This window comes from Streptomyces sp. NPDC044064, from assembly GCF_056434245.1.
In genome coordinates this window covers 49,464-68,985 of the sequence record NZ_JBWKFN010000006.1, presented here as the reverse complement: position 1 = coordinate 68,985, position 19,522 = coordinate 49,464, and the positions used below count along the sequence as shown (strand labels likewise).

Here is a 19,522-nt window from a genome sequence, read left to right as displayed (position 1 = left end):
GCTCTCACGGAGCTGGGACGGGAGCGCTCAGAACGTCAGCACCCCACGTGCCACCCGCCCCGCCTCCGCGTCCGCCCGCGCCTTCTCGAAGTCCTCCACCGGATAGGTCGCCGTCACCAGCTCGTCCAGCAGCAGCCGTCCTTGGCGGTACAGCTCGGCGTACAGGGGGATGTCCCGCTGGGGGCGCGAGGAGCCGTAACGGCAGCCCAGGATGGCCTTGTCGAGGAACATCGAGGAGACGACGAAGGACGCCTCCGCGGTCGCCCGGGGCATGCCGAGCAGGACGGCCTGGCCGTGGCGGTCGAGGAGGTCGATCGCCTGGCGGATCAGCTCCACCCGGCCCACGCACTCGAAGACGTGGTCGGCGCCCGTCGGCAGGAGGTCCCGCACGCCCTCGGCCGAGGTCAGGAAGTCGGTCGCGCCGAACTGCCGGGCCGCCGCCTCCTTCGCCGGGTTGGCGTCCACGGCCACGATCCGCACAGCCCCGGCCAGACGCGCGCCCTGCAGGACGTTCAGGCCGACACCGCCCGTGCCGATGACGACCACGGTGTCCCCGCGGTCCACCCGGGCCCGGTTCAGGACCGCGCCGACCCCGGTCAGCACCCCGCAGCCGATCAGCGCGGCCGACGACAGCGGGATGTCCTTCGGAACGGGGACCGCCTGGACCGCTTTGACGACCGTCCGTTCCGCGAAGGCCGAGTTGCAGGCGAACTGGTGGACGGGCCGGTCCCCGCGGCTGAAGGGCCGGCCCGGGCGGCCGATCGCCTGGCGGCACATCGTCGGGCGCCCCCGGTCGCACTCCGGGCACGTCCCGCAGTTGGCGAGCGTGGACAGGGCCACATGGTCACCGGGCACGACGTGCGAGACGCCCGCGCCGACCGACTCCACCACGCCCGCGCCCTCATGGCCCAGCACCACCGGCACCGGGAAGGGGATGGTGCCGTCCACCACCGAAAGGTCGCTGTGGCACAGCCCGGCCGCCGAGATCGCCACCAGCACCTCGCCCGGCCCTGGCTCCCGTACCGCCAGATCGTCCACCACCTGCACCTGCTTGCCGTCGAACACCACACCGCGCATCACACGGCCCCCTTCGGCTCTCTCGGCAGACCGAGCACCCGCTCGGCGATGATCGTGCGCTGGACCTGGTCCGAGCCGCCGTAGATGGTGTCGGCCCGGGAGAAGAGGAACAGATGCTGATCGGGGTCGAGTTCGTACGGCGCCGCCGGCGCCCAGTCCGCGGGCCCCGCGGAAGCCTCCGCACCGCGCACCTGCACCGCCAGCTCCCCCAGCCGCTGGTGCCAGTTCGCCCACAGCAGCTTGGCCGCACTGGGCGCGCCCGCGTCACCGGAGCCGCCGAGGGTGCGCAGGGCGTTCCAGCGCATGGCCCGCAGCTCGGCCCACTGCCGCACGAGCCGGGCCCGTACGACCGGGTCGTCGACGGCTCCGGTACGCACGGCAGCCCGCACGACCCGGCCCAGCTCCTGTGCGAATCCGATCTGCTGGGCCAGCGTCGACACCCCGCGCTCGAAGCCCAGCAGACTCATCGCCACCCGCCAGCCCTGGCCCTCTCCCCCGACGACGTGCTCCGCACGCGCGTGCGCCCCGTCGAAGAAGACCTCGTTGAACTCGCTCGTGCCGGTCATCTGGCGTATCGGCCGCACCTCGATGCGCCCCGGCTGGTCCATGGGGACGAGCAGGAAGCTGAGGCCCTGGTGCCGACGGGAGCCGGCATCGGTCCTGGCCAGCACGAAGCACCAGTCGGCCTCGTGGGCGAGAGAGGTCCAGATCTTCTGGCCGGTGATCCGGTAGGACGCCCCCTCGCGCACCGCCGAGGTCCGCACCCCGGCCAGGTCCGAGCCCGCGCCCGGTTCGCTGTACCCCTGGCACCACAGCTCCTCCCCGGCGGCGACCGGCGGCAGGAAACGGCTCTTCTGCTCCTCGGAGCCGTGGATGATCAGAGTGGGGGCGAGCAGGTTCTCCCCGATGTGCCCCGACCGCGGGGGCGCACCCGACCAGGCGTACTCCTCGGCCCAGGCGACCTGTTGGGTGAGGGTGGCGGTCCGGTTGCCGTACCCGCCCTCGGGCCAGCCGATCCCGATCCAGCCGGCTTTCCCGAGAGTACGTTCCCAGGTACGACGGTCCTGCGCGCTGTCGGCATGCGCCGCAAGCCAGTCGCGGGCCTCGGTACGGAACGCCTCATCCTCGGAGGTGAATTCAAAGTCCATGGGGCCTCCTCATGACGCCGGTCGCTGCAACATCCGCCCGGCCTACTGGGCGTTGGGCCGGTCCCCGCCCCGCGCCGCTTCTTCCATCGCCTGGAGCTGGGACAGCATCGGCATCGGATCCACCCCCACCGACCCCGGCAGGAACTCCGCGATCCGCTCCGGCGTCCAGGTCCCCTCCCCGTAGGCCGAACGGAGTTCCCGGGGCTGCGCCCACACCGCGATCTTCGGCCCGGCGATCGTGTACACCTGCCCGGTGACCCCCTGCTCCCTGGCCGCGTCGGACAGCAGGTACACCACCAGCGCGGCCACGTCCTCCGGCTCCCCGATCTCCTTCAGCTCCATCGGAACGTTCGCCGACATCCGCGTACGCGCCACGGGGGCCACGGCGTTCGCCGTCACCCCGTACTTGTGCAGCCCCAGCGCCGCGCTGCGGACGAGCGAGATGATGCCGCCCTTGGCCGCGCTGTAGTTGGCCTGGGAGACGGAGCCCTGGTGGTTGCCGCTGGTGAATCCGATCAAGGTCCCCGCCCGCTGCTTGCGCATCACGGCGGAGGCGGCCCGGAACAGCGTGAACGTGCCCTTGAGATGGGTGGCGACCACCGGGTCCCACTCTTCCTCGGACATGTTGAACAGCATCCGCTCACGCAGGATGCCGGCCACACACACGACCCCGTCGATGCGGCCGTACGCCGCCAGCGCCGCGTCCACGACATGCTGCCCGCCCGCCATCGTGGAGATGTCGTCGGCCACGGCGATCGCCTCGCCCCCGGCCGCCTCGATCTCCTTGACGACGGCCTCGGCGACCTCGCTGGTCGGCGAGGTCCCGTCCATGGAGACGCCGTAGTCGTTGACGACGACCTTCGCGCCCTCGGCGGCGGCCGCGCGTGCGACCGCGCGACCGATGCCCCGTCCGGCGCCCGTCACGGCGACCACCTTGCCTGCCAAGAAGTTCCCCACGTCCGGCCCCTTCCCGCGGTTTCTGACGGACCGTTAGATTTTATGGCGCGTCAGATGTGCGGACACAAGCCCCGGGGAGGCATCGGATGTCACTGCCCGCCGAGTTCCACGAGATCGCCAAGCGCGTGAACAACTGGGGGCGCTGGGGAGCCGACGACGAGATCGGCACCCTGAACCTGATCACCGACGAGGTCGTCCGCGAGGCCGCCGCCTGTGTCCGCACGGGCCGGCGCGTCCCCCTCGCCCTCCCGCTCCAGCAGGACGGCGTGCAGACCGGGATGATTCCGGGGCGGGTCAATCCGCTGCACGCGATGGTGCAGATCAACCAGGAGCTGTTCGGGCCGGGCACGGTGGCCTGCAGCGACGACGCGGTGACCATGGGGCTGCAGGCGGGCACCCACTGGGACGCGCTGACCCATGTCTCGCACTCCGGGAAGCTCTACAACGGCCGCCCGGCACACACGGTCACCCCGCACGCCGGCGCGCAGTTCAGCGGCATCGACAAGGCGCGGCACGTCGTCTCGCGCGGGGTGCTGCTGGACGTGGCGCGCGCGCGTGGCATGGACCGACTGGCGGGCGGGCGGGCGGTCACGCCGGAAGACCTGGAGGCGGCCGAGGAGTTCGGCGGGGTGCGGGTGCGGGCCGGGGACGTGGTCCTGGTGCGGACCGGGCAGGTGCAGGTGTATCTGGCCGGGGACAAGCACGGGTACGGCTACCCGTCGCCGGGGCTCTCGGTGCGCTGCCCGGAGTGGTTCCACGCGCGCGACGCGGCCGCGGTCGCGAACGACACGCTCACTTTTGAGATCTTTCCGCCCGAGATCGAGAATCTGTGGTTGCCGGTCCACGCGCTGGACCTGGTGGAGATGGGGATGCTCCAGGGTCAGAACTGGAATCTCGAAGAGTTGTCCACAGCCTGTGGAGAAACGAACCGGTACGCGTTCCTGCTGTCGGCGATGCCGGAGCCGTTCGTCGGCGCGACGGGGACACCCGTGGCACCGATCGCTGTTCTCTGAAGCCCGGTTGGCGGCGCGCCCCCCTGCTCGACCACGCGCCGCCACCCGGCGCGACCCACACTCGACGAGGACCGCCGTCATCCGGGCCCTCGCCGTCCCCTCGCGGCGAATCGTTGCCCACAAGGGTGTTCAAACGGTCACAAGCCGTCAACACCGATGCGGCGATTCATGGGATACGCCCGATTCACGGTGGCCGCGCACGGATGCACCCCCGGCGCACGCCGCGCCGGGACCTACACCGCTTCGAACGCGAGGTCCCCGTACGCGGACAGCCCGCCCCCGTACGCCACGGCTGCGCCCTCCCGGGGCTGCGTGCAGCGGTCCAGCTCGCACCAGATGCTCTTGCCGGCACCCTCGGGGCTCCAGCCCCAGCGGTCGGCGAGGCAGTCGACGAGCGCCAGACCACGGCCGCCGGTGGCGTTGCTGCCGGCGCAGCGCGGGACAGGCGCGCGGGGGCTGGTGTCGGCCACCTCGAGGCGGACGGTGGCGGATTCGACCGTGCCCGGGGGCAGGGACAGCCGCAGCACGGCCGGACGGCCGGTGTGCACCACGGCGTTGGTGACGAGTTCGGAGACGAGCAGGATCAGCGTCTCGGCGAGCTGCTCGTCGGCTTCTATACCGGACCCGGCCAGGCGCGAACGGGCCCACCTCCGGGCTCGCCCGACCTCCGTGGGGTCGGGCCGGACTTCCAGCTGCACCTGAAGCACCTGCACCGCTCACACCATCCGAACCGGCGGACACATGACCCCGCGCCGCGCACACGCCGCGACCAGGGCCACGATCGTAGCCATTCTCTGCATGGCCAGGACAAAGGCCAGCGCAAGGATCACGGAACGTGACTCCCTTGCGAGACAGCATGGTTGACGTACAGTCACCCCAACAAGCGCTTCGGGCATATTCCAGCGCGAAGGATTACCCGTGCGGCACACTGTGCGACGCTCGCAGCGGGGAGTCGAACAGGCCTGTTTCGGCGTCACCCCGGGGGCGTCACCGGCACGGCTCGCACTCGCAGCCACTCGCATCCCACAGAAGGTACCGGAGTGAGGCTCCGACTCCAGGACGTGACGGGTCACACGATGGACACAACCCGGTATCGACGCTCTGTGATTTCGGTTCGCCACGATCCGCGACAACTTGGGCCATGACTTTGCGCACGGCCCAGCCCAGCGCGTCGCCGTACCGTCAGGCCACCAGATCGGCGGCCAACGCTTCCTCACTCTCCGTGCTCCCCCCGCCACGATGGGCCCGCGCCCAGGCCCGTTTGAGATGCAGATGGACCTCCGCTTCCCAGGTGAAGCCCATGCCGCCGTGCACCTGGAGGCAGTCGCGGGCCCCGCGCACGGCGGCCTCGTCGGCGAGCAGCCGGGCGGCGGCGATGTCGGCCGGGGCGGCGGTCACGGCGGCCGCGTAGACCGCCACCCGGGCCGTCTCGGCGCGCACCAGCAGGTCTGCGCACAGGTGTTTGACGGCCTGGAAGGCCCCGATCGGCTGCCCGAACTGCTCCCGTGCCCGGGCGTGTTGCACGGCCAGTTCGCACGCGCGCGCGGCCGTGCCGAGCTGCTCGGCGGCGGTGAGGAGCACGGCCTCCGGGTCCGGCACGCCGACGCAGCCCCCCGGGACGCGGTGCAGCGGCGTCAACGGGTCCACCGACCGCAGGGGTACGGCACCCGAGGCGTCCCCGGTCACGGCGTCCGCCGCGTCCAGCCACTCCACCAGGGGGCCGTCCACGCGGGCGACCACGGTCTCCCCGACGGCCGCCCCGGGTACGGTCCCGGCGGCGAGGTGGGTGGCCAGCACCGGCCCCGGCAGCAGTGCGCGGCCGGTCTCCTCGAAGACCAGCACCGCCTCCGGCAGCCCGAGGCCGACCCCGCCCCGGGCCTCCGGCACCCGCAGCGCGAACAGGCCCGCGGCACCCAGCTCACGCCACAGGTCCCGGTCCAGGTGTCCGGGCCGGGCCACCGCCGCCCGCAGCGCGTCCGCGCCGAACCGGCGCTCCAGCAGCTGCCGCACCCCGGCCCGCAACGCCCGCTGCTCCTCGGTGAGTCGGAAGCGCACGGTCACCGTCCCTTCGGCAGGCCGAGGATGCGCTCGGCGACGATGTTGCGCTGGATCTGCGAGGTGCCGGCGGCGATGGTGTACGACAGCGAGGAGAGCCGGTCGAGGACCCAGGGCCGGTCCAGGTCGAGACAGTCCGGGCCGAGCACCTCGGCGGCGGTGTCGTACAGCTCCTGACGGGCGTGCGAGTACCTCAGTTTGAATACCGAACCCCCGACGCCCGGCACTCCGCCGCCGGCCTCCGCCTCGCTCACGTTCCACTGGGTCAGCCGCCACAGCGCCCGGAACTCGGCATGGAGCCGGCCGAGCCGCCGGCGCAGCACGGGGTCGTCCCAGCGGCCGTTCTCCCGTGCGGTGCGGGCGAGTTCGCCGAGCACCCGGCGGCAGGCGACGACCTCGCCCACGAAGGCGGTGCCGCGCTCGAAGGAGAGCGTCACCATGGTCACGCGCCAGCCGTCGTTCTCCGCCCCGACCCGGTTGCCGGCCGGCACCCGTACCTCGTCCAGGAACACCTCGGCGAACTCCGCCGACCCGGCGAGCGTGCGCAGCGGCCGTACGGTGACGCCCTCGGAGTCCATCGGCATGGCCAGCCAGGTGATGCCCCTGTGCCTGGGTGCCTCCGGGTCCGTGCGGACCAGCAGTTCGCACCAGTCGGCCACCTCGGCGTGCGAGGTCCAGATCTTGGACCCGCTCACCACGTAGTCGTCGCCGTCCCTGCGCGCGCGGGTGCGCAGCGCGGCGAGGTCGGACCCGGCGTCCGGTTCGCTGAACCCCTGGCACCACACCTCGTCCCCGCGCAGGATCGGCGGCAGCCAGCGGTCCCGCTGCCCGGGCGTACCCTCGGCGGCGATCGTCGGCCCGGCGTGGAGCAACCCGACGAAGTTCGCGCCCACATAGGGCGCGCCCGCCTTCTCCGTCTCCTCCAGGAAGATCAGCCGCATGGTCGGTGAGGAGTCCCAGTGGACGTCGGCGTACCCGGCGTCGTACAGCATCCGCTGCCAGCCGAGGTCGTAGGCACGGCGGCCGGGCCAGTCGTCCGGGGACGGCTTGGCCGGCAGGGTGGGCAGCACCTTGGCGAGCCACTCGCGCAGGCGGGCCCGGAACTCCTCCTCCTCGAGCGTGTACGAGACGTCCATCAGTTGTCGAGGTCCAGGCCCAGCATGCGGATGGCGTTGCCCCGCATCAGCTTGTGGACGGTCTCGTCGTCGAGGCCCTTCACATGGTCGAGGGCGACCTCCTTGGTGTGCGGGAAGGTCGAGTCGACGTGCGGGTAGTCGGTCTCGAAGGTGGCGTTGTCGCGGCCGACGACGTCCAGGGACGCGACCCCGTGCTTGTCGCGGAAGAAGCAGCAGAACATCTGCCGGTAGTAGTACGTCGACGGCGGCTCCGGGATCAGATCGCGCACCCCGCCCCAGGCGCGGTGCTCCTCCCACACGTCGTCGGCGCGTTCCAGGGCGTACGGGATCCAGCCCATCTGTCCCTCGGAGTAGGCGAGTTTGAGGGTCGGGAACTTCACCAGCACCCCGCTGAAGAGATAGTCCATCATCGAGGCCATCGCGTTGTTGAAGCTGAGCGAGGCCTGGACGGCGGGCGGCGCGTCCGGGGAGGCCGCGGGCATCTGCGAGCTGCTGCCGATGTGCATGTTGACGACGGTCCCGGTCTCCTGGCACACCGCGAAGAACGGGTCCCAGTAGCCGGAGTGGATGGACGGCAGCCCGAGGTAGGTGGGGATCTCGGAGAAGGTCACCGCCCGCACCCCCCGCGCGGCGTTGCGCCGGATCTCCGCGACGGCCAGCCCCACGTCCCACAGCGGAATGAGGCACAGCGGGATCAGCCGTCCCGCGCTGTCCCCGCACCACTCCTCCACCATCCAGTCGTTGTAGGCGCGGACGCACGCGAGCGCGACCTCCTTGTCGTGCGCCTCGGCGAAGGTCTGCCCGCAGAAGCGCGGGAAGGTCGGGAAGCAGAGGCTGGCCTCGACATGGTTGAGGTCCATGTCCTCGAGCCGCGCCTTGGGGTCCCAGCAGCCGCGCCGCATCTGCTCCCGGGTGATGCCCTCCAGGGTCATCTCGTCCCGGTCGAAGCCGACGGCGGCGATGTTGCGCTTGTACGGGAACTTCAGGTCCTCGTAGATCCACCAGTCTGTCGGCTGGCCCTCCGGGTCCATGGTGATCTGGTACTTCCCGCCGACGTACGCCAGCTCCCCGATGCCGGCGGTCAGCGGCTTGGGCCCCCGGTCCCGGTACTTCGCCGGCAGCCAGGTCTCGAAGAGGTGGGCGGGCTCGATCACGTGGTCGTCGACGCTGATGATGCGGGGCAGTTCGGTCACGATGGTCCCCTCCGCCGGACAGTACTTATCTGATGGTCCGTCAGATAGCATGTCACCTGACGAGTCGTCAGCCAAGCAGGGGGCATACGTGAACGAGACCCCGCACTCACTGAGTTCCTCTCGCACGCTGTGGGACCTGGTCGCGCGCCGTGCCGACCTCACCCCCGACCGCCCCGTCCTCCTCCAGGAGGACCGCCGGCTGACCTTCGGCGGGCTGCGCGAGCGGGCCGAGCGGGTGGCGGCGGGTCTGTACGGCATGGGCGTCCGCCCCGGCACGGTGGTCGCCTGGCAACTGCCCACGCGCATCGAGACGGCCCTGCTCTCCTTCGCCCTGGCCCGCCTGGGCGCCGTCCAGTCCCCGGTCATCCCCTTCTACCGGGACCGCGAGGTCGGCTTCGCCCTGCGCGAGTCCAGGGCCGAGTTCTTCGCCGTACCGGGCGTCTGGCGCGGCCACGACCACACGGAGATGGCCCGCCGGCTCGGCGCGAAGGGCGTCTTCGAGGCGTACGACACCCTGCCCGAGGCCGACCCGTCCGTCCTCCCCGCACCCCCCGCCGAGGGCACTTCGGTCCGCTGGATCTACTGGACCTCGGGCACGACCTCCGACCCCAAGGGCGTCCTGCACACGGACCGTTCCCTGATCGCGGGCGGCTCCTGCCTGGCCCACGCCCTGCGTCTCACCCCGGACGACGTGGGCTCGATGGCGTTCCCGTACGCGCACATAGCCGGCCCGGACTACACGGTCATGCTGCTGCTGTACGGCTTCCCGGCGGTGATGTTCGAGCAGTTCGCCCTGCCGGACGCACTGGCGGAGTACCGGCGGCACGGGGTCACGGTGGCCGGCGGCTCGACGGCGTTCTACTCGATGTTCCTGAACGAGCAGCGCGGACAGCCGGACACGAAGGTGATCCCCTCCCTCCGCCTCCTCGCGGGCGGCGGCGCCCCCAAGCCCCCGGAGGTCTACCACTGCGTGGTCCGCGAGATGGGCGTCCAGCTCACCCACGGCTACGGCATGACCGAGGTCCCGATGATCACCATGGGCGACCCCGAGGACACCGCCGAGAACCTCGCGACGACCGAGGGCCGCCCGCCGCAGGGCATGGAGATACGGATCGTCGACGGCGAGGTCCGGCTGCGCGGCGAGGCCGTCTGCCAGGGCTACCTGGACCCCGCCCAGACGGCCGCGGCCTTCGACCCGGAGGGCTTCCTGCGCACCGGCGACCTCGGCCACGTCACCGACTCGGGCCACCTCGTGCTCACCGGCCGGCTGAAGGACGTGATCATCCGCAAGGGCGAGAACATCTCGGCCAAGGAGATCGAGGACCTGCTGGCCGCACATCCGGCGGTGGGGGACGTGGCGGTCATCGGCCTGCCGGACGCGGAGCGGGGGGAACTGGTCTGCGCGGTGGTCGAACAGCCTTCTGGTGCCGAGAAGTTGACGCTGCCCTCGGTCGTCTCGTACCTGCGCGCGGAAGGGCTGTCCGTGCACAAGCTGCCGGAGCGGCTGGAGGTGGTGGACGCCCTTCCGCGCAACGAGACACTGCGGAAGGTGCTGAAGTACCGGCTGCGGGAGCGCTTCTCGCAGCCGCCGGCCGCTACTCCGGAACGGTGAAGTAGCGCGCGAACGCCGGGATGATCTCCGCCTCACCGACCCTGCCGTCGCCGTCCGTGTCGAGGGCGGTGGCAATGGCGCGGGCGACGTCGGCCGGTACGTGGAAGACGCGCAGGACACGGGCCGCGTCGGTGAGGGTGGCGTGGCCGTCCGCGTCCGGGTCGGCCACGGCCAGGGCCGCGTGCAGGAACGGGCGGGCGATCTCGGCGAAGCGGTCGGGGTTGTCGCGCAGGCGCTTGACCGCGCCGGTGACGAACTCCTCGCGGGTGATGCGCTGGTCGCCGTCGCGGTCGGCGATACCCGCCATGCCCTGCCAGAAGGCCTCCGCGCCGGCGTACAGCGCCTGGCCCCTGTCGGAGCGGGCGGTGACGTCGAACTCGGCGAGCAGCGCCTTGGCCGCCGCGTTGAAGTCCGCGCGGTCGATGTAGCCGTTGCCGTCCTGGTCGAAGGTGGCGAACCGGGCGGCGATCCTGCGCTCGTACTCGGTGCTGACCATGTCTGTTCGGGCCGCCTTACGTTGACGTGGGGGTGGATCTGGCAGGGAGCGTACGTCGCGGGAGGCGGTGAGGTGACGGAAAAGCGGGGGTTGTGCCAAGACCGGGGGAATTCCGCGACAACCTTGTGGTGTCGGCGCGGCGCGGTTCAGGCCGAGAGGGGGCCCGCCTCGTCGGTGACGGCGGACTCGACGTCGGGGCGGACGTCGAAGAGGCGGCGGACGCCGAGTGCGCCGAGGACCCGGTTGACGTGCGAGCCCTCGTCGGCGCCCCGGTCCGGCAGGATCAGCCGCAGCCGGCCCTGGCAGGAGCGGATCAGCCGGCGCGCGGCGATCAGCACGCCCACCCCGCTGGAGTCGCAGAAGAAGACCTCGGAGAGGTCCAGGATCAGGCCGTGGTGACCCTCGGCCACCACGTCATGGACCCGTTGGCGCAGCACCGGCGAGGTCATCAGGTCCAGTTCCCCGGACACCCGGAGCACGGCCCACTCACCCTGTGCACCCTGTTCGGTGCTGGTCACCTTGAATGCCACGGCCACGCCCCTCCGCTCGCCGGATCTACCGGAACCGCCCGGAAACGGAAGCAGTTCCTACGTTTCTCTCCGCGCGGCTGCCCAGCGGCCGTTCCCTGAAACTTCGGGGAGGAAACCGCGGGCGATCAACAGAGGGCTTGTTTCAGTCACTACCGATCCTGTTCGATCGGAGTTGGACACGCTTTGAGTGAAGATTACGTGAAGAGGGCACTATCACCTGCGATGCCTCGGGGGGCGCACATTGACACAAAGGGGCGTGCGTAGTCAGGAGTGCCGACTACATTCGAGATGAGGGTGCAGAGACGCTGGACGGGCCGGACGACGCGAGGGGAGGGGCAGCATGGCGCAGAAGGACGTACCGCCCCGCTGGGACCGCAAGATGCAGCAGCGGCTCGCGCGCGGTGAGGCCGCCGCGCTCGGCGAGCTCTACGACCGGTTCGCCTCCCTCGTGCACAGCCTCGCCCACCGCGTCCTCGGCGACGAACGGGCCGCCGACGGCGTCACCCGCGAGGTGTTCGCCCACGTCTGGGAACACCCCGACAGCTACGACCCCAAGGAGGGTCCGCTGCGCTCCTGGGTCGCCGCGGTGACGCACCGGCTGGCCGTGCAGCGGCTGCGCGCCACCGAGACCGCCGCGCTCACCGGCGGCGAGAGCGGCTCCGCGGAGGAACTGGAGAGCCTGGAGAGCAAGGTGCACCGCGCCTCGGTCGCCGCCCGCGCCGACTACATCGTCCACTCCATGCCCGCCCCGCTGCGTGCCGCGCTCGAACTGGCCTATTTCCAGCGCCGCGACTACCGCCAGACCGCCACCGACCTCGGCGTCACCGAGGACGAGGCCCGCCGCCGGCTCCGCCTCGGCCTGCAACTGCTGTCCACCGCGCATGACGTCGGCACACCGCCGGGGTACGGGGGTGCGGTGTGAACGGGCCGCGAGGGTTCGAGGCGCACGACGGGGACGACGCGTACGAGGGCGCTGCGGGAGCGGGCCCCGGTGACGGTTCGGGTCACGGCTCCGGTGCCGGTGCCGGTTCCGGTGACGGGCCGCCGGGTGCCGGTGGGCCGGGGACCGGTGGGCCGGGGACCGGTGGGCCGGGGACCGGTCGCTCGCCCCGCATACCGCTGCCCCGCGCCTCTGTCGAGGACAGCGGGATGCCGCTGCCCGACCTCGCCGACCTGGGGGACCTTCCGCCCGTGCCGCTCGACCTGTCGCACGACGTCCTGAAGTCGCTCCTCGGCGCCTGGGCCCTGGCCGCCTGCTCGGCGGCCGAGACGGCTGCCGTGGAGGAACACCTCGGCAGCTGCGGTGCCTGCGCCGAGGAGGCGCTGCGGCTGCGTGGAGCGGTCGGTCTGCTGCACCAGCCCGAGAGCCTCGACCTGGACCCTGCCCTGCGCACCCGCGTCCTGGAGAGCTGCCTCGACCGCCGGCCGCCGCGCATCCCGGTGCCCGGGTGGGCGGCTCCCTACGACGCCGAGAGCGCGCGGCTGGACGCACTGCTGCAGGACTTCGGCGACGCGGAGTGGCATGCGCCGGTGCGGCTGCGGTGGTTCGAGGGTGACGCGCCGACGAGTCGTCGCACCACCGTGGCCGGGGTGATCGCGCATCTGCTGTCGGTGGACGGGCTGGTCGCGGCGGCGCTCGGTCTGGAGGATCCGCTGGCGGCGGTCTTCGCGAAGAGTGCGAAGACCGAGGCGGGCGAGACGGACGGGACCGGCGCGCAGGGCGCCGCGGGGCCGGCCGAGCGTACCGAGACGTTCTGGCGGGCGTCCCACTTTCCGCCGACGCGGTCCGTGCGGGGGCCGTGGCGGGAGCAGAGCCACAACCTCGTACGGACGGTGTCCTTCACGGGCAGCACCGTCGGCGGGCTCGCGGTGCCCTACGGCCCCTTCGAACTGCCGTTGCACGACGCCATGCTGGACCGCGCCTTCGAGTGCTGGGTGCACGCGGAGGACATCGCGGAGGCGGTGGACTATCCGTACGAGCCGCCCGCGCCGCGTCACCTGAACAAGATGATCGACCTCGCGGCGCGGATGCTGCCGGTGGCGCTGGCCGAGCGGCGCCGGGCGGGGTTGTCCGCGCCGGGGCAGACCCCGCATCTCGTTCCTGCGGGGGCGCCGGGGCGGAGCCTGCGGCTCGAGATCGAGGGGGCGGCCGGCGGCGAGTGGCTGATCCCGCTCGACTCGCCCGGCGCGGTCGGCTCCGCGGAGTTCGAGGTGGCCCATGTCGCCCTGGACGGCGTGGAGTTCTGCCGGCTTGCGGCGGGACACGTGCCTCCGGAGGAGGCTGCGGCGGGGCAGGTGGGCGACCGGGAGGCGATCAGGGACGTGCTGTTCGCCGCCGCGGGGCTCAGCCGGATGTGAACTCGGCTGCGCAGCTTGCCGGTGCGAGGGCCGGGCTGGGGTGGGCTGCGCCTGCCCGCGCTTGCGGGGTGCCGTTGCGTGGATACGGCGCCTGTGCGGCCGACGGCACCGCATCTCCCCAGAAGCGCGGGGCTGTATCGATGTGCGGCTCCGCCGCGATGGGGGTGCCCCCTGTTCGAGCGAAGCCGAGAACTTGGGGGAGCGACCAGCCCCCACGCACCCGCAGCCGACCGGACAGCCGAACTGCCGGCGGCTCAGTGCACCGAGAATCCACCGTCCACGAAGACCGCCTGCCCGGTGACATAGGCAGACGCGCCGCTCGCCAGAAACACCACCGCCCCCGCGAAGTCCTCCGCCACCCCGTTGCGCCCGACCATCGTGCGCGCGGCCAGTGCCGCCACCCGCTCCGGGTCGGAGGAAAGCCGCGTGTTCAGCGGGGTCATCACGAAGCCCGGCACGAGGGTGTTGGCGGTGACGCCGTACGGGGACCACGCCTCGGCCTGGGAGCGGGCCAGTGACTCCAGCGCGCCCTTGGAGACGCCGTAGGCACCGCTCTGCACGAAGGCACGGTGCGCCTGCTGGGAGGTGATGTGGATGATCCGGCCGTATCCCCGCTCGGCCATGCCGGGCCCGAACCGCTGCCCCAGCAGGTAGGGCGCCTCCAGGTTCACGGCCATGGTGGTGTCCCACACCTCCTCGCCCAGCTCCCCCATCGGCGGCCGCAGGTTGATCCCGGCGCAGTTGACGAGGATGTCGGGCTCCCCGAACTTCCCGGCCGCCTCCTCGGCCCCCGCGCGCACGCCCTCGCGGGTGCTCAGGTCGGCGCTGACCCAGGCGGCCCGGCAGCCGTCGGCGGTCAGCTCGTCGACCGTGGCGGCCAGCTGTGCCTCCTTGCGCGCCACGACCACCACGCTCGCCCCCGCCCGCGCCAGTGCCCCGGTGATGGCCCGGCCGATACCGGAGCTGCCGCCGGTGACCACGGCGACGCGGCCGTCCAGCGAGAACAGTTCGGAGAGGTACGCCTGTGAGGTCATGCCCGAAGCCTAGAGGGCACGGCTCAGGCGAAGATCACCGTGCGGCGCCCGTTGAGCAGGATCCTGCGCTCGGCGTGCCACTTCACCGCGCGCGCCAGCGCCTGGCACTCCACGTCCCGCCCGATGGCGACGAGCTGGTCCGGCGTCACGCCGTGGCCCACCCGCTCGACCTCCTGCTCGATGATCGGGCCCTCGTCGAGGTCCGCGGTCACGTAGTGGGCGGTGGCGCCGATCAGCTTGACGCCCCGCGCGTGCGCCTGGTGGTACGGCTTGGCGCCCTTGAAGCTCGGCAGGAAGGAGTGGTGGATGTTGATGATCCGGCCGCTGAGCTGCTTGCACAGGTCGTCCGAGAGGACCTGCATGTAGCGGGCGAGGACGACCAGTTCGACGTTCTGCTCGCGCACGATCTCCAGCAGCCGCGCCTCGGCCTGCGCCTTGTTCTCCTTCGTCACCGGGATGTGGTGGAAGGGGACGTTGTACGAGCCCGCCAGCTCCTGGAAATCGGTGTGGTTGGAGACCACGGCCGAGATCTCCACCGGCAGGGCGCCGATGCTGGCGCGGAAGAGCAGGTCGTTGAGGCAGTGGCCGAACTTGCTGACCATCAGGACGATGCGCATCTTCTCTTCGGCCTGGCTGAGCTGCCAGTCCATGTGGAAGCTGTCACCGATCGCCGCGAAGCTCGCCCGCAGCTTCTCCACGGTCAGCGGCGCGTCCGCGGAGAAGTGGACGCGCATGAAGAACAGTCCCGTGTCGTGGTCGCCGAACTGCTGGCTGTCCTCGATGTTGCAGCCGGTCATGAACAAGTAGCTCGACACGGCGTGCACGATGCCCTTCGTGTCCGGGCAGGAGAGAGTGAGGACGTACTGGTCGGCCGGGGCGGCGGCCGGGGCGGACTGCTCGTTCATGCACCACAGGGTCCCATACGGCCACGCGCCGTGGGCAATCGTCCCGCGGGTCGGGACGACCGGGACGGCCCGCCGCGCGGTCGCCGTCCCGAAAGGCTCCGGCCCGTCCCTACGCGACCCTCGTCATGATCCGCAGTACCTCCAGGCTCCGCGGAGGCGCGTCCGGATCGTCGCCGTCGCTCGCCGCGAGGCGCAGGTGCGCGTCCCGGGCCGCCCGCACCGCCTCCGGCCACCCGTGGTGGTCGACGTAGGCGGAGACCGGCGCGTCCGGGCCTACCTGGTGCATGATCCTCAGCACCCGCAGGACGGCGGTGTCGACGAGCGCCGCCTCCTGCGAGTCGCGGAATATCGTGCCGACGTACTTCTCGGCGGACCAGTTGTCCAGCCAGGTGTCCTCCACCAGGCGGTACACGGCGTCGGTGACGTCGCCGTACCCGTCGACGCCGGCCAGCCAGACGTCGCGTTGGAACTCCTGGTCGGAGAGCATGTGCAGCGCGGAGCGCACATTGCTGCGCCAGCGCCACCACGGCATGTTGTTCAGTGGCATGCCGCCCATGGTGGAGGAGCGACGGCCGCGACGGGAAGAGTTCTCCGAACCTTGCACGGTCATCGATCGTACGTTCCTCGCCACACCAGTCTCACAGGCCCCTGTAATTCACCTCAATGTCACCTTTCGTTGACCATGGGTCACTCCCCGGTTAGTGATGTGACGGAATCGTGCTTGTCCATGACCGGCAGGCCACGTATCCGCAGCACCTTCCTCCCCTTCCTCTCCCGGCCCGTCAGAGCCACCGCCCTGTCGGCGGGGGCACTGGCCGTGTGTGCGTCGTTCACCGCCGGATGCGGGGCCATCCCCGGTGCCACGGGGGGCTCCGGGGATGGCCCGATCAAGGTCATGACCTGGGCGCCCCAGAAGACCGACTCCACCAACAAGCCCGGCATGCCCGCGATGGCCCACGCCTACGGCAAGTGGATCAACGCCCACGGCGGCATCAACGGCCGCAAGCTCGAGGTCCTGACCTGCAACGACCACAACGACAGCGTGGGCGCGGCGAAGTGTGCCCGGCGCGCGGCGGCCGAGGACGTGGTCGCGGTGGTCGGCTCGTACAGCCAGTTCGGCGACTCCTTCCTCGCCCCGCTGGAGAGCTCGGGCATCCCCTACATAGGCGGCTACGGCGTCACCAGCGAGGAGTTCACCGGCCCCATGGTGTACCCGGTCAACGGGGGCCAGCCCGCCCTCCTGGCCGGTCTCGGCAGGGCGCTCGCCGCCTCCTGCGGCCCGGTCTCCCTGGTCCGTCCCGACAGCATCGCCGGCGACCAGCTGCCCGCGCTGCTCAACTCCGGTCTGAAGGAGGGCGGGCACGCCCCGGCCGGCGACCAGCTCGCCGCCGAGAACGCCACCGAGTACGACGGCAAGGTCGACGACGCACTGAAGTACGCGACGAAGGACACACTCCGCAAGGGGTGCGTGGTGCCCGCGCTCGGGGACCGCACCGACATCTTCATGGACTCCTTCCGGCGGGCCCGCGAGGGCTACCCCTCGGTGCGGACCGCGACCGTACTGGGCAGCGTCGACCAGACGGTGATCAACTCGACGGGCGGCGCATCGGGGCCCTACGAAGGGTCGTACATCACCGGCTGGTACCCGGTGTCGTCCGACCCGCGCTGGGACCAGATGAAGAAGGTGATCAACGAGGAGGCCTTCGGCGACAACCGCATCGACCCCGCGGACGCCGGAGTGCAGACCACCTGGATCGCCTACACCGTGCTGAAGGCCGTCCTGGAGAAGATCGGCGGCGGCGAGGTGAGCTCCGACACCGTGCGGCACACCCTCGACGACGGCCTGAAGGTGTCCACGGGCGGCCTCACCCCGACCCTGCACTGGCCCTACGAGAGCAAGCTCGCCGGGGTCGGCTTCCCGCGGCTCGTCAACGCCGACGTGACCCTCCAGGTCGTCAAGGACGGCCGGCTGGTCGCGGCGAGGAAGACCGCGGGCTCGGGCTTCGACGGGATCACCGACATGACGGGCACGCTGGAGAACGCCGAACTGGACTGACCCGGCCGCCGGGGCAGGCCCCGGCGGCCGCCCGGCTCACAGCTGGGTCGGCTGGCGCTGGGTCAGGCCGTACTTCTGCGCGATGGTGTTCCACAGCGCCGCCGCCTTCACCTTCTCCGCGCTGGCGGTGCCGCTCTCCCGGTTGCCGGCCTGGGTCTGCGCGGTGCCGCGGGCCTGGCCCTTGTGGCAGCCCTTCCGGCCGCCGCCCACCTGGTCGGCCCAGGCCGCGTAGTGGTTGTCGGCGGCCGCGGACGCCTGCCAGGCCTTGGTGAGGGCGGCGGTCAGCTCGGTGTTGTTCGGCAGCTTGTCCACGGACAGCTTGCCGAGCCGGGTGACCAGGTCGGTGCGCTGCTTGGCCGCGTCGCGCAGGTCGGAGGCGGACTGACCGGTGTTGTTGCACTGCCGGACGTTCGCCACCGCCTGGATCACCGAGGCGCGGCTGCTGCCGCTGTCGGCGAGCAGCTTGTCCAGGGCGGCCGCCTGCTGCTGGGCGGGGTCGGCGCCGGACGAGGCGGAGTTCTGGGTGGCCGGGGAGGCGGCGGCGACGGTCTTCTTGTCGTTGCCCTTGTCCCCGCCGCCACCGCTGAACATCGCGCCGACACCGAAGCCGACGATGACGATGACGATGCCGATGGCGGCGAACAGCGGCACCCGCGAGCCGGTACGGCCGCCCCGGCGCCCGCCGTCGTCCTCGTTCATGTCGATGGGCTGGATGTACGACGGCCGCGCCGGGCCCGGGTAGCCGTTCGGCTGGACGCGGGGCATCTGCTGCGTGGAGCCGGCCGGGCTCTCCCCGCCCGCCGGCCCGGAGCGGAAGAGGTTGTCGAACTCGGCGGGCGGCTGCCGCTCCCCGCCCGGCGCCTGGCCGGTGAACGGCGGGATGTACTGGGTGGCATCGGCGTCGGAGGGGGCGGCCGCCTGGGGCACGCGCCCCAGGTACCGCGTCTCCTCACCGGTGGACTCGGGCGGCAGCGCGCCGGCCGCCACCGGCGGTATGAGCTGAGTGGCGCCCTCGTCGACCGGGGCCGCCGGGACCGGCGGTATGAGCTGGGTCGCGCCCTCGTCCATGGACGCGGGAGCCGCGCCCGGGCCGGGCATGGGGGCGGCGCCCCCGGGGACCGGCGGTATGTACTGGGTCGCGCCGTCGGCCGCCGGCGGCAGGGACGCGGCCGGGTACGCCTCCGGTACGGCGGGCGGCAGGGTCGCGCCCTGGGCTGCGGCACCGTGCGCCGCGTACGTGTCGGCGGGCGGCAGGGGTGCCGAGGCCGGGTACTGCTGCTGGTACGGGTCCGCGGTGCCGTAGGCGGCCGGCCGGCCCGCCCCCTGGGGCTGCGGGCCGCCGTACTGGGGCTGCTGCCCGGCGCCGTACTGCTGCTGACCGCCGCCGTACTGGGGCTGCTGGTCACCGCCGTAGGCCTGCGCCTGCCCTGCCGAGCCATAGGCCTGCGCCTGGCCCGCGGAGCCATAGGCCTGCGCCTGGCCCGCGGAGCCGTAGGCATGGTCGCCGTACGACGGAGCCGGTGCGCCCTCGGGAGGCAGCGGGCCGGGGCCGTTGCCCGCGGGCTGCTGCTGGTCCGGGGTGCCCCACTGCTGGGCGGCCGCCGGGGGCCAGCCCTGGTCCGGCTGGGGTGCCTGCTGGGCGCCGGGGCCCCACGCACCGCCCCAGGCCTGGCCGCCGGTCGGGGCCGCGGGGGCGGGGGCGGGGGCGCTTGCCATGCCCGGCAGCAGGGGCTCGCCTCCGTCGGAGGGCAGCACGATGCCTTCGTGCGCGGGTCGCGCCGAGGGCTCCTCGCCCTGTCCACTCTGCGTCACCGGGACTCCTACGAATGGGGGACCTTCGGAATCGTCGGCTCACGCTACCGGGTCCCCCGAGCCGGGTGCCACGCAGCTCAGGGAGCGATCTTCTTCCTTGTGACACCAGTAACAGAACAGCCCCGCGGTTCGGTGCATAT

General features: G+C 71.9%; 18 protein-coding genes. 5 read left to right on the top strand and 13 right to left on the bottom strand.

What is annotated here, in order from left to right:
* Nucleotides 1-27: 27 nt before the first annotated feature.
* The 3 genes from AC07DS_RS11815 to AC07DS_RS11805 are packed head-to-tail and all read right to left on the bottom strand — an operon-like array spanning nucleotide 28 to nucleotide 3,182.
* Nucleotides 28-1,077 (bottom strand): Zn-dependent alcohol dehydrogenase, encoded by a 1,050-nt coding sequence (locus AC07DS_RS11815; protein WP_479144310.1) that lies wholly within the window; start codon nucleotides 1,075-1,077, stop codon nucleotides 28-30.
* A complete protein-coding gene (locus AC07DS_RS11810; protein WP_479144308.1) occupies nucleotides 1,077-2,225 on the bottom strand; it encodes an acyl-CoA dehydrogenase family protein in 1,149 nt (382 codons plus the stop codon). Before AC07DS_RS11810 ends, AC07DS_RS11815 begins: the two co-directional genes overlap by 1 nt.
* 42 nt (nucleotides 2,226-2,267) lie before the next feature.
* Nucleotides 2,268-3,182, bottom strand: coding sequence for an SDR family NAD(P)-dependent oxidoreductase (locus AC07DS_RS11805; RefSeq protein ID WP_479144306.1), 915 nt, complete (start codon nucleotides 3,180-3,182; stop codon nucleotides 2,268-2,270).
* Between the two features lie 86 nt (nucleotides 3,183-3,268).
* On the opposite strand from AC07DS_RS11805, the gene AC07DS_RS11800 reads away from it, so the two are divergent.
* Entirely contained in the window at nucleotides 3,269-4,195 is a 927-nt protein-coding gene (locus tag AC07DS_RS11800) for a cyclase family protein (RefSeq protein ID WP_479144304.1), read from the top strand.
* A gap of 233 nt (nucleotides 4,196-4,428) precedes the next feature.
* Here AC07DS_RS11800 and AC07DS_RS11795 read toward each other — a convergent pair whose 3' ends face one another.
* The 4 genes from AC07DS_RS11795 to AC07DS_RS11780 form a co-directional block, all read right to left on the bottom strand.
* Complete coding sequence (locus tag AC07DS_RS11795; RefSeq protein ID WP_479144302.1) at nucleotides 4,429-4,893, bottom strand: ATP-binding protein; 465 nt, start codon at nucleotides 4,891-4,893, stop codon at nucleotides 4,429-4,431.
* A gap of 484 nt (nucleotides 4,894-5,377) precedes the next feature.
* Nucleotides 5,378-6,250, bottom strand: a complete 873-nt coding sequence (locus AC07DS_RS11790; protein ID WP_479144300.1) for an acyl-CoA dehydrogenase family protein — start codon at nucleotides 6,248-6,250, stop codon at nucleotides 5,378-5,380.
* 2 nt (nucleotides 6,251-6,252) lie between these two features.
* A complete protein-coding gene (locus AC07DS_RS11785) occupies nucleotides 6,253-7,386 on the bottom strand; it encodes an acyl-CoA dehydrogenase family protein (protein ID WP_479144298.1) in 1,134 nt (377 codons plus the stop codon).
* Nucleotides 7,386-8,630, bottom strand: coding sequence for an amidohydrolase family protein (locus AC07DS_RS11780; RefSeq protein ID WP_479144296.1), 1,245 nt, complete (start codon nucleotides 8,628-8,630; stop codon nucleotides 7,386-7,388). The genes AC07DS_RS11785 and AC07DS_RS11780 overlap by 1 nt, the downstream gene beginning before the upstream one ends.
* A 37-nt stretch (nucleotides 8,631-8,667) precedes the next feature.
* Here AC07DS_RS11780 and AC07DS_RS11775 point away from each other — a divergent pair, with 37 nt between their 5' ends.
* The gene (locus tag AC07DS_RS11775; protein ID WP_479144294.1) at nucleotides 8,668-10,191 is read left to right on the top strand and encodes a class I adenylate-forming enzyme family protein; all 1,524 of its coding nucleotides are present in this window, start codon (nucleotides 8,668-8,670) and stop codon (nucleotides 10,189-10,191) included.
* Here the strand turns inward: AC07DS_RS11775 and AC07DS_RS11770 are convergent.
* Entirely contained in the window at nucleotides 10,175-10,687 is a 513-nt protein-coding gene (locus tag AC07DS_RS11770; RefSeq protein ID WP_479144292.1) for an EF-hand domain-containing protein, read from the bottom strand. The genes AC07DS_RS11775 and AC07DS_RS11770 overlap by 17 nt on opposite strands.
* A gap of 146 nt (nucleotides 10,688-10,833) precedes the next feature.
* Nucleotides 10,834-11,223 (bottom strand): STAS domain-containing protein, encoded by a 390-nt coding sequence (locus AC07DS_RS11765; protein ID WP_479144290.1) that lies wholly within the window; start codon nucleotides 11,221-11,223, stop codon nucleotides 10,834-10,836.
* A gap of 334 nt (nucleotides 11,224-11,557) precedes the next feature.
* Between AC07DS_RS11765 and AC07DS_RS11760 the strand changes: the two genes are divergently transcribed.
* Together AC07DS_RS11760 and AC07DS_RS11755 are read left to right on the top strand one after the other, a co-directional pair.
* Nucleotides 11,558-12,139, top strand: a complete 582-nt coding sequence (locus AC07DS_RS11760; protein WP_385164099.1) for an RNA polymerase sigma factor — start codon at nucleotides 11,558-11,560, stop codon at nucleotides 12,137-12,139.
* On the top strand, nucleotides 12,136-13,575 hold the full coding sequence (locus tag AC07DS_RS11755; protein ID WP_479144288.1) for a zf-HC2 domain-containing protein: 1,440 nt from the start codon (nucleotides 12,136-12,138) through the stop codon (nucleotides 13,573-13,575). The genes AC07DS_RS11760 and AC07DS_RS11755 overlap by 4 nt, the downstream gene beginning before the upstream one ends.
* Nucleotides 13,576-13,829: 254 nt before the next feature.
* On the opposite strand, the gene AC07DS_RS11750 is transcribed toward AC07DS_RS11755, so the two are convergent.
* The 3 genes from AC07DS_RS11750 to AC07DS_RS11740 form a co-directional block, all read right to left on the bottom strand.
* Complete coding sequence (locus tag AC07DS_RS11750) at nucleotides 13,830-14,609, bottom strand: SDR family NAD(P)-dependent oxidoreductase (RefSeq protein WP_479144286.1); 780 nt, start codon at nucleotides 14,607-14,609, stop codon at nucleotides 13,830-13,832.
* A gap of 23 nt (nucleotides 14,610-14,632) precedes the next feature.
* Nucleotides 14,633-15,514 (bottom strand): formyltetrahydrofolate deformylase, encoded by an 882-nt coding sequence (gene purU, locus AC07DS_RS11745; RefSeq protein ID WP_479144284.1) that lies wholly within the window; start codon nucleotides 15,512-15,514, stop codon nucleotides 14,633-14,635.
* A gap of 109 nt (nucleotides 15,515-15,623) precedes the next feature.
* Nucleotides 15,624-16,124, bottom strand: a complete 501-nt coding sequence (locus tag AC07DS_RS11740) for an SCO4402 family protein (protein ID WP_479144282.1) — start codon at nucleotides 16,122-16,124, stop codon at nucleotides 15,624-15,626.
* 117 nt (nucleotides 16,125-16,241) lie between these two features.
* Between AC07DS_RS11740 and AC07DS_RS11735 the strand changes: the two genes are divergently transcribed.
* Nucleotides 16,242-17,570, top strand: a complete 1,329-nt coding sequence (locus AC07DS_RS11735) for an ABC transporter substrate-binding protein (protein ID WP_479144280.1) — start codon at nucleotides 16,242-16,244, stop codon at nucleotides 17,568-17,570.
* Nucleotides 17,571-17,606: 36 nt separating this feature from the next.
* Here the strand turns inward: AC07DS_RS11735 and AC07DS_RS11730 are convergent, their stop codons facing one another.
* A complete protein-coding gene (locus tag AC07DS_RS11730; protein ID WP_479144278.1) occupies nucleotides 17,607-19,382 on the bottom strand; it encodes a hypothetical protein in 1,776 nt (591 codons plus the stop codon).
* Between the last annotated feature and the right edge of the window lie 140 nt (nucleotides 19,383-19,522).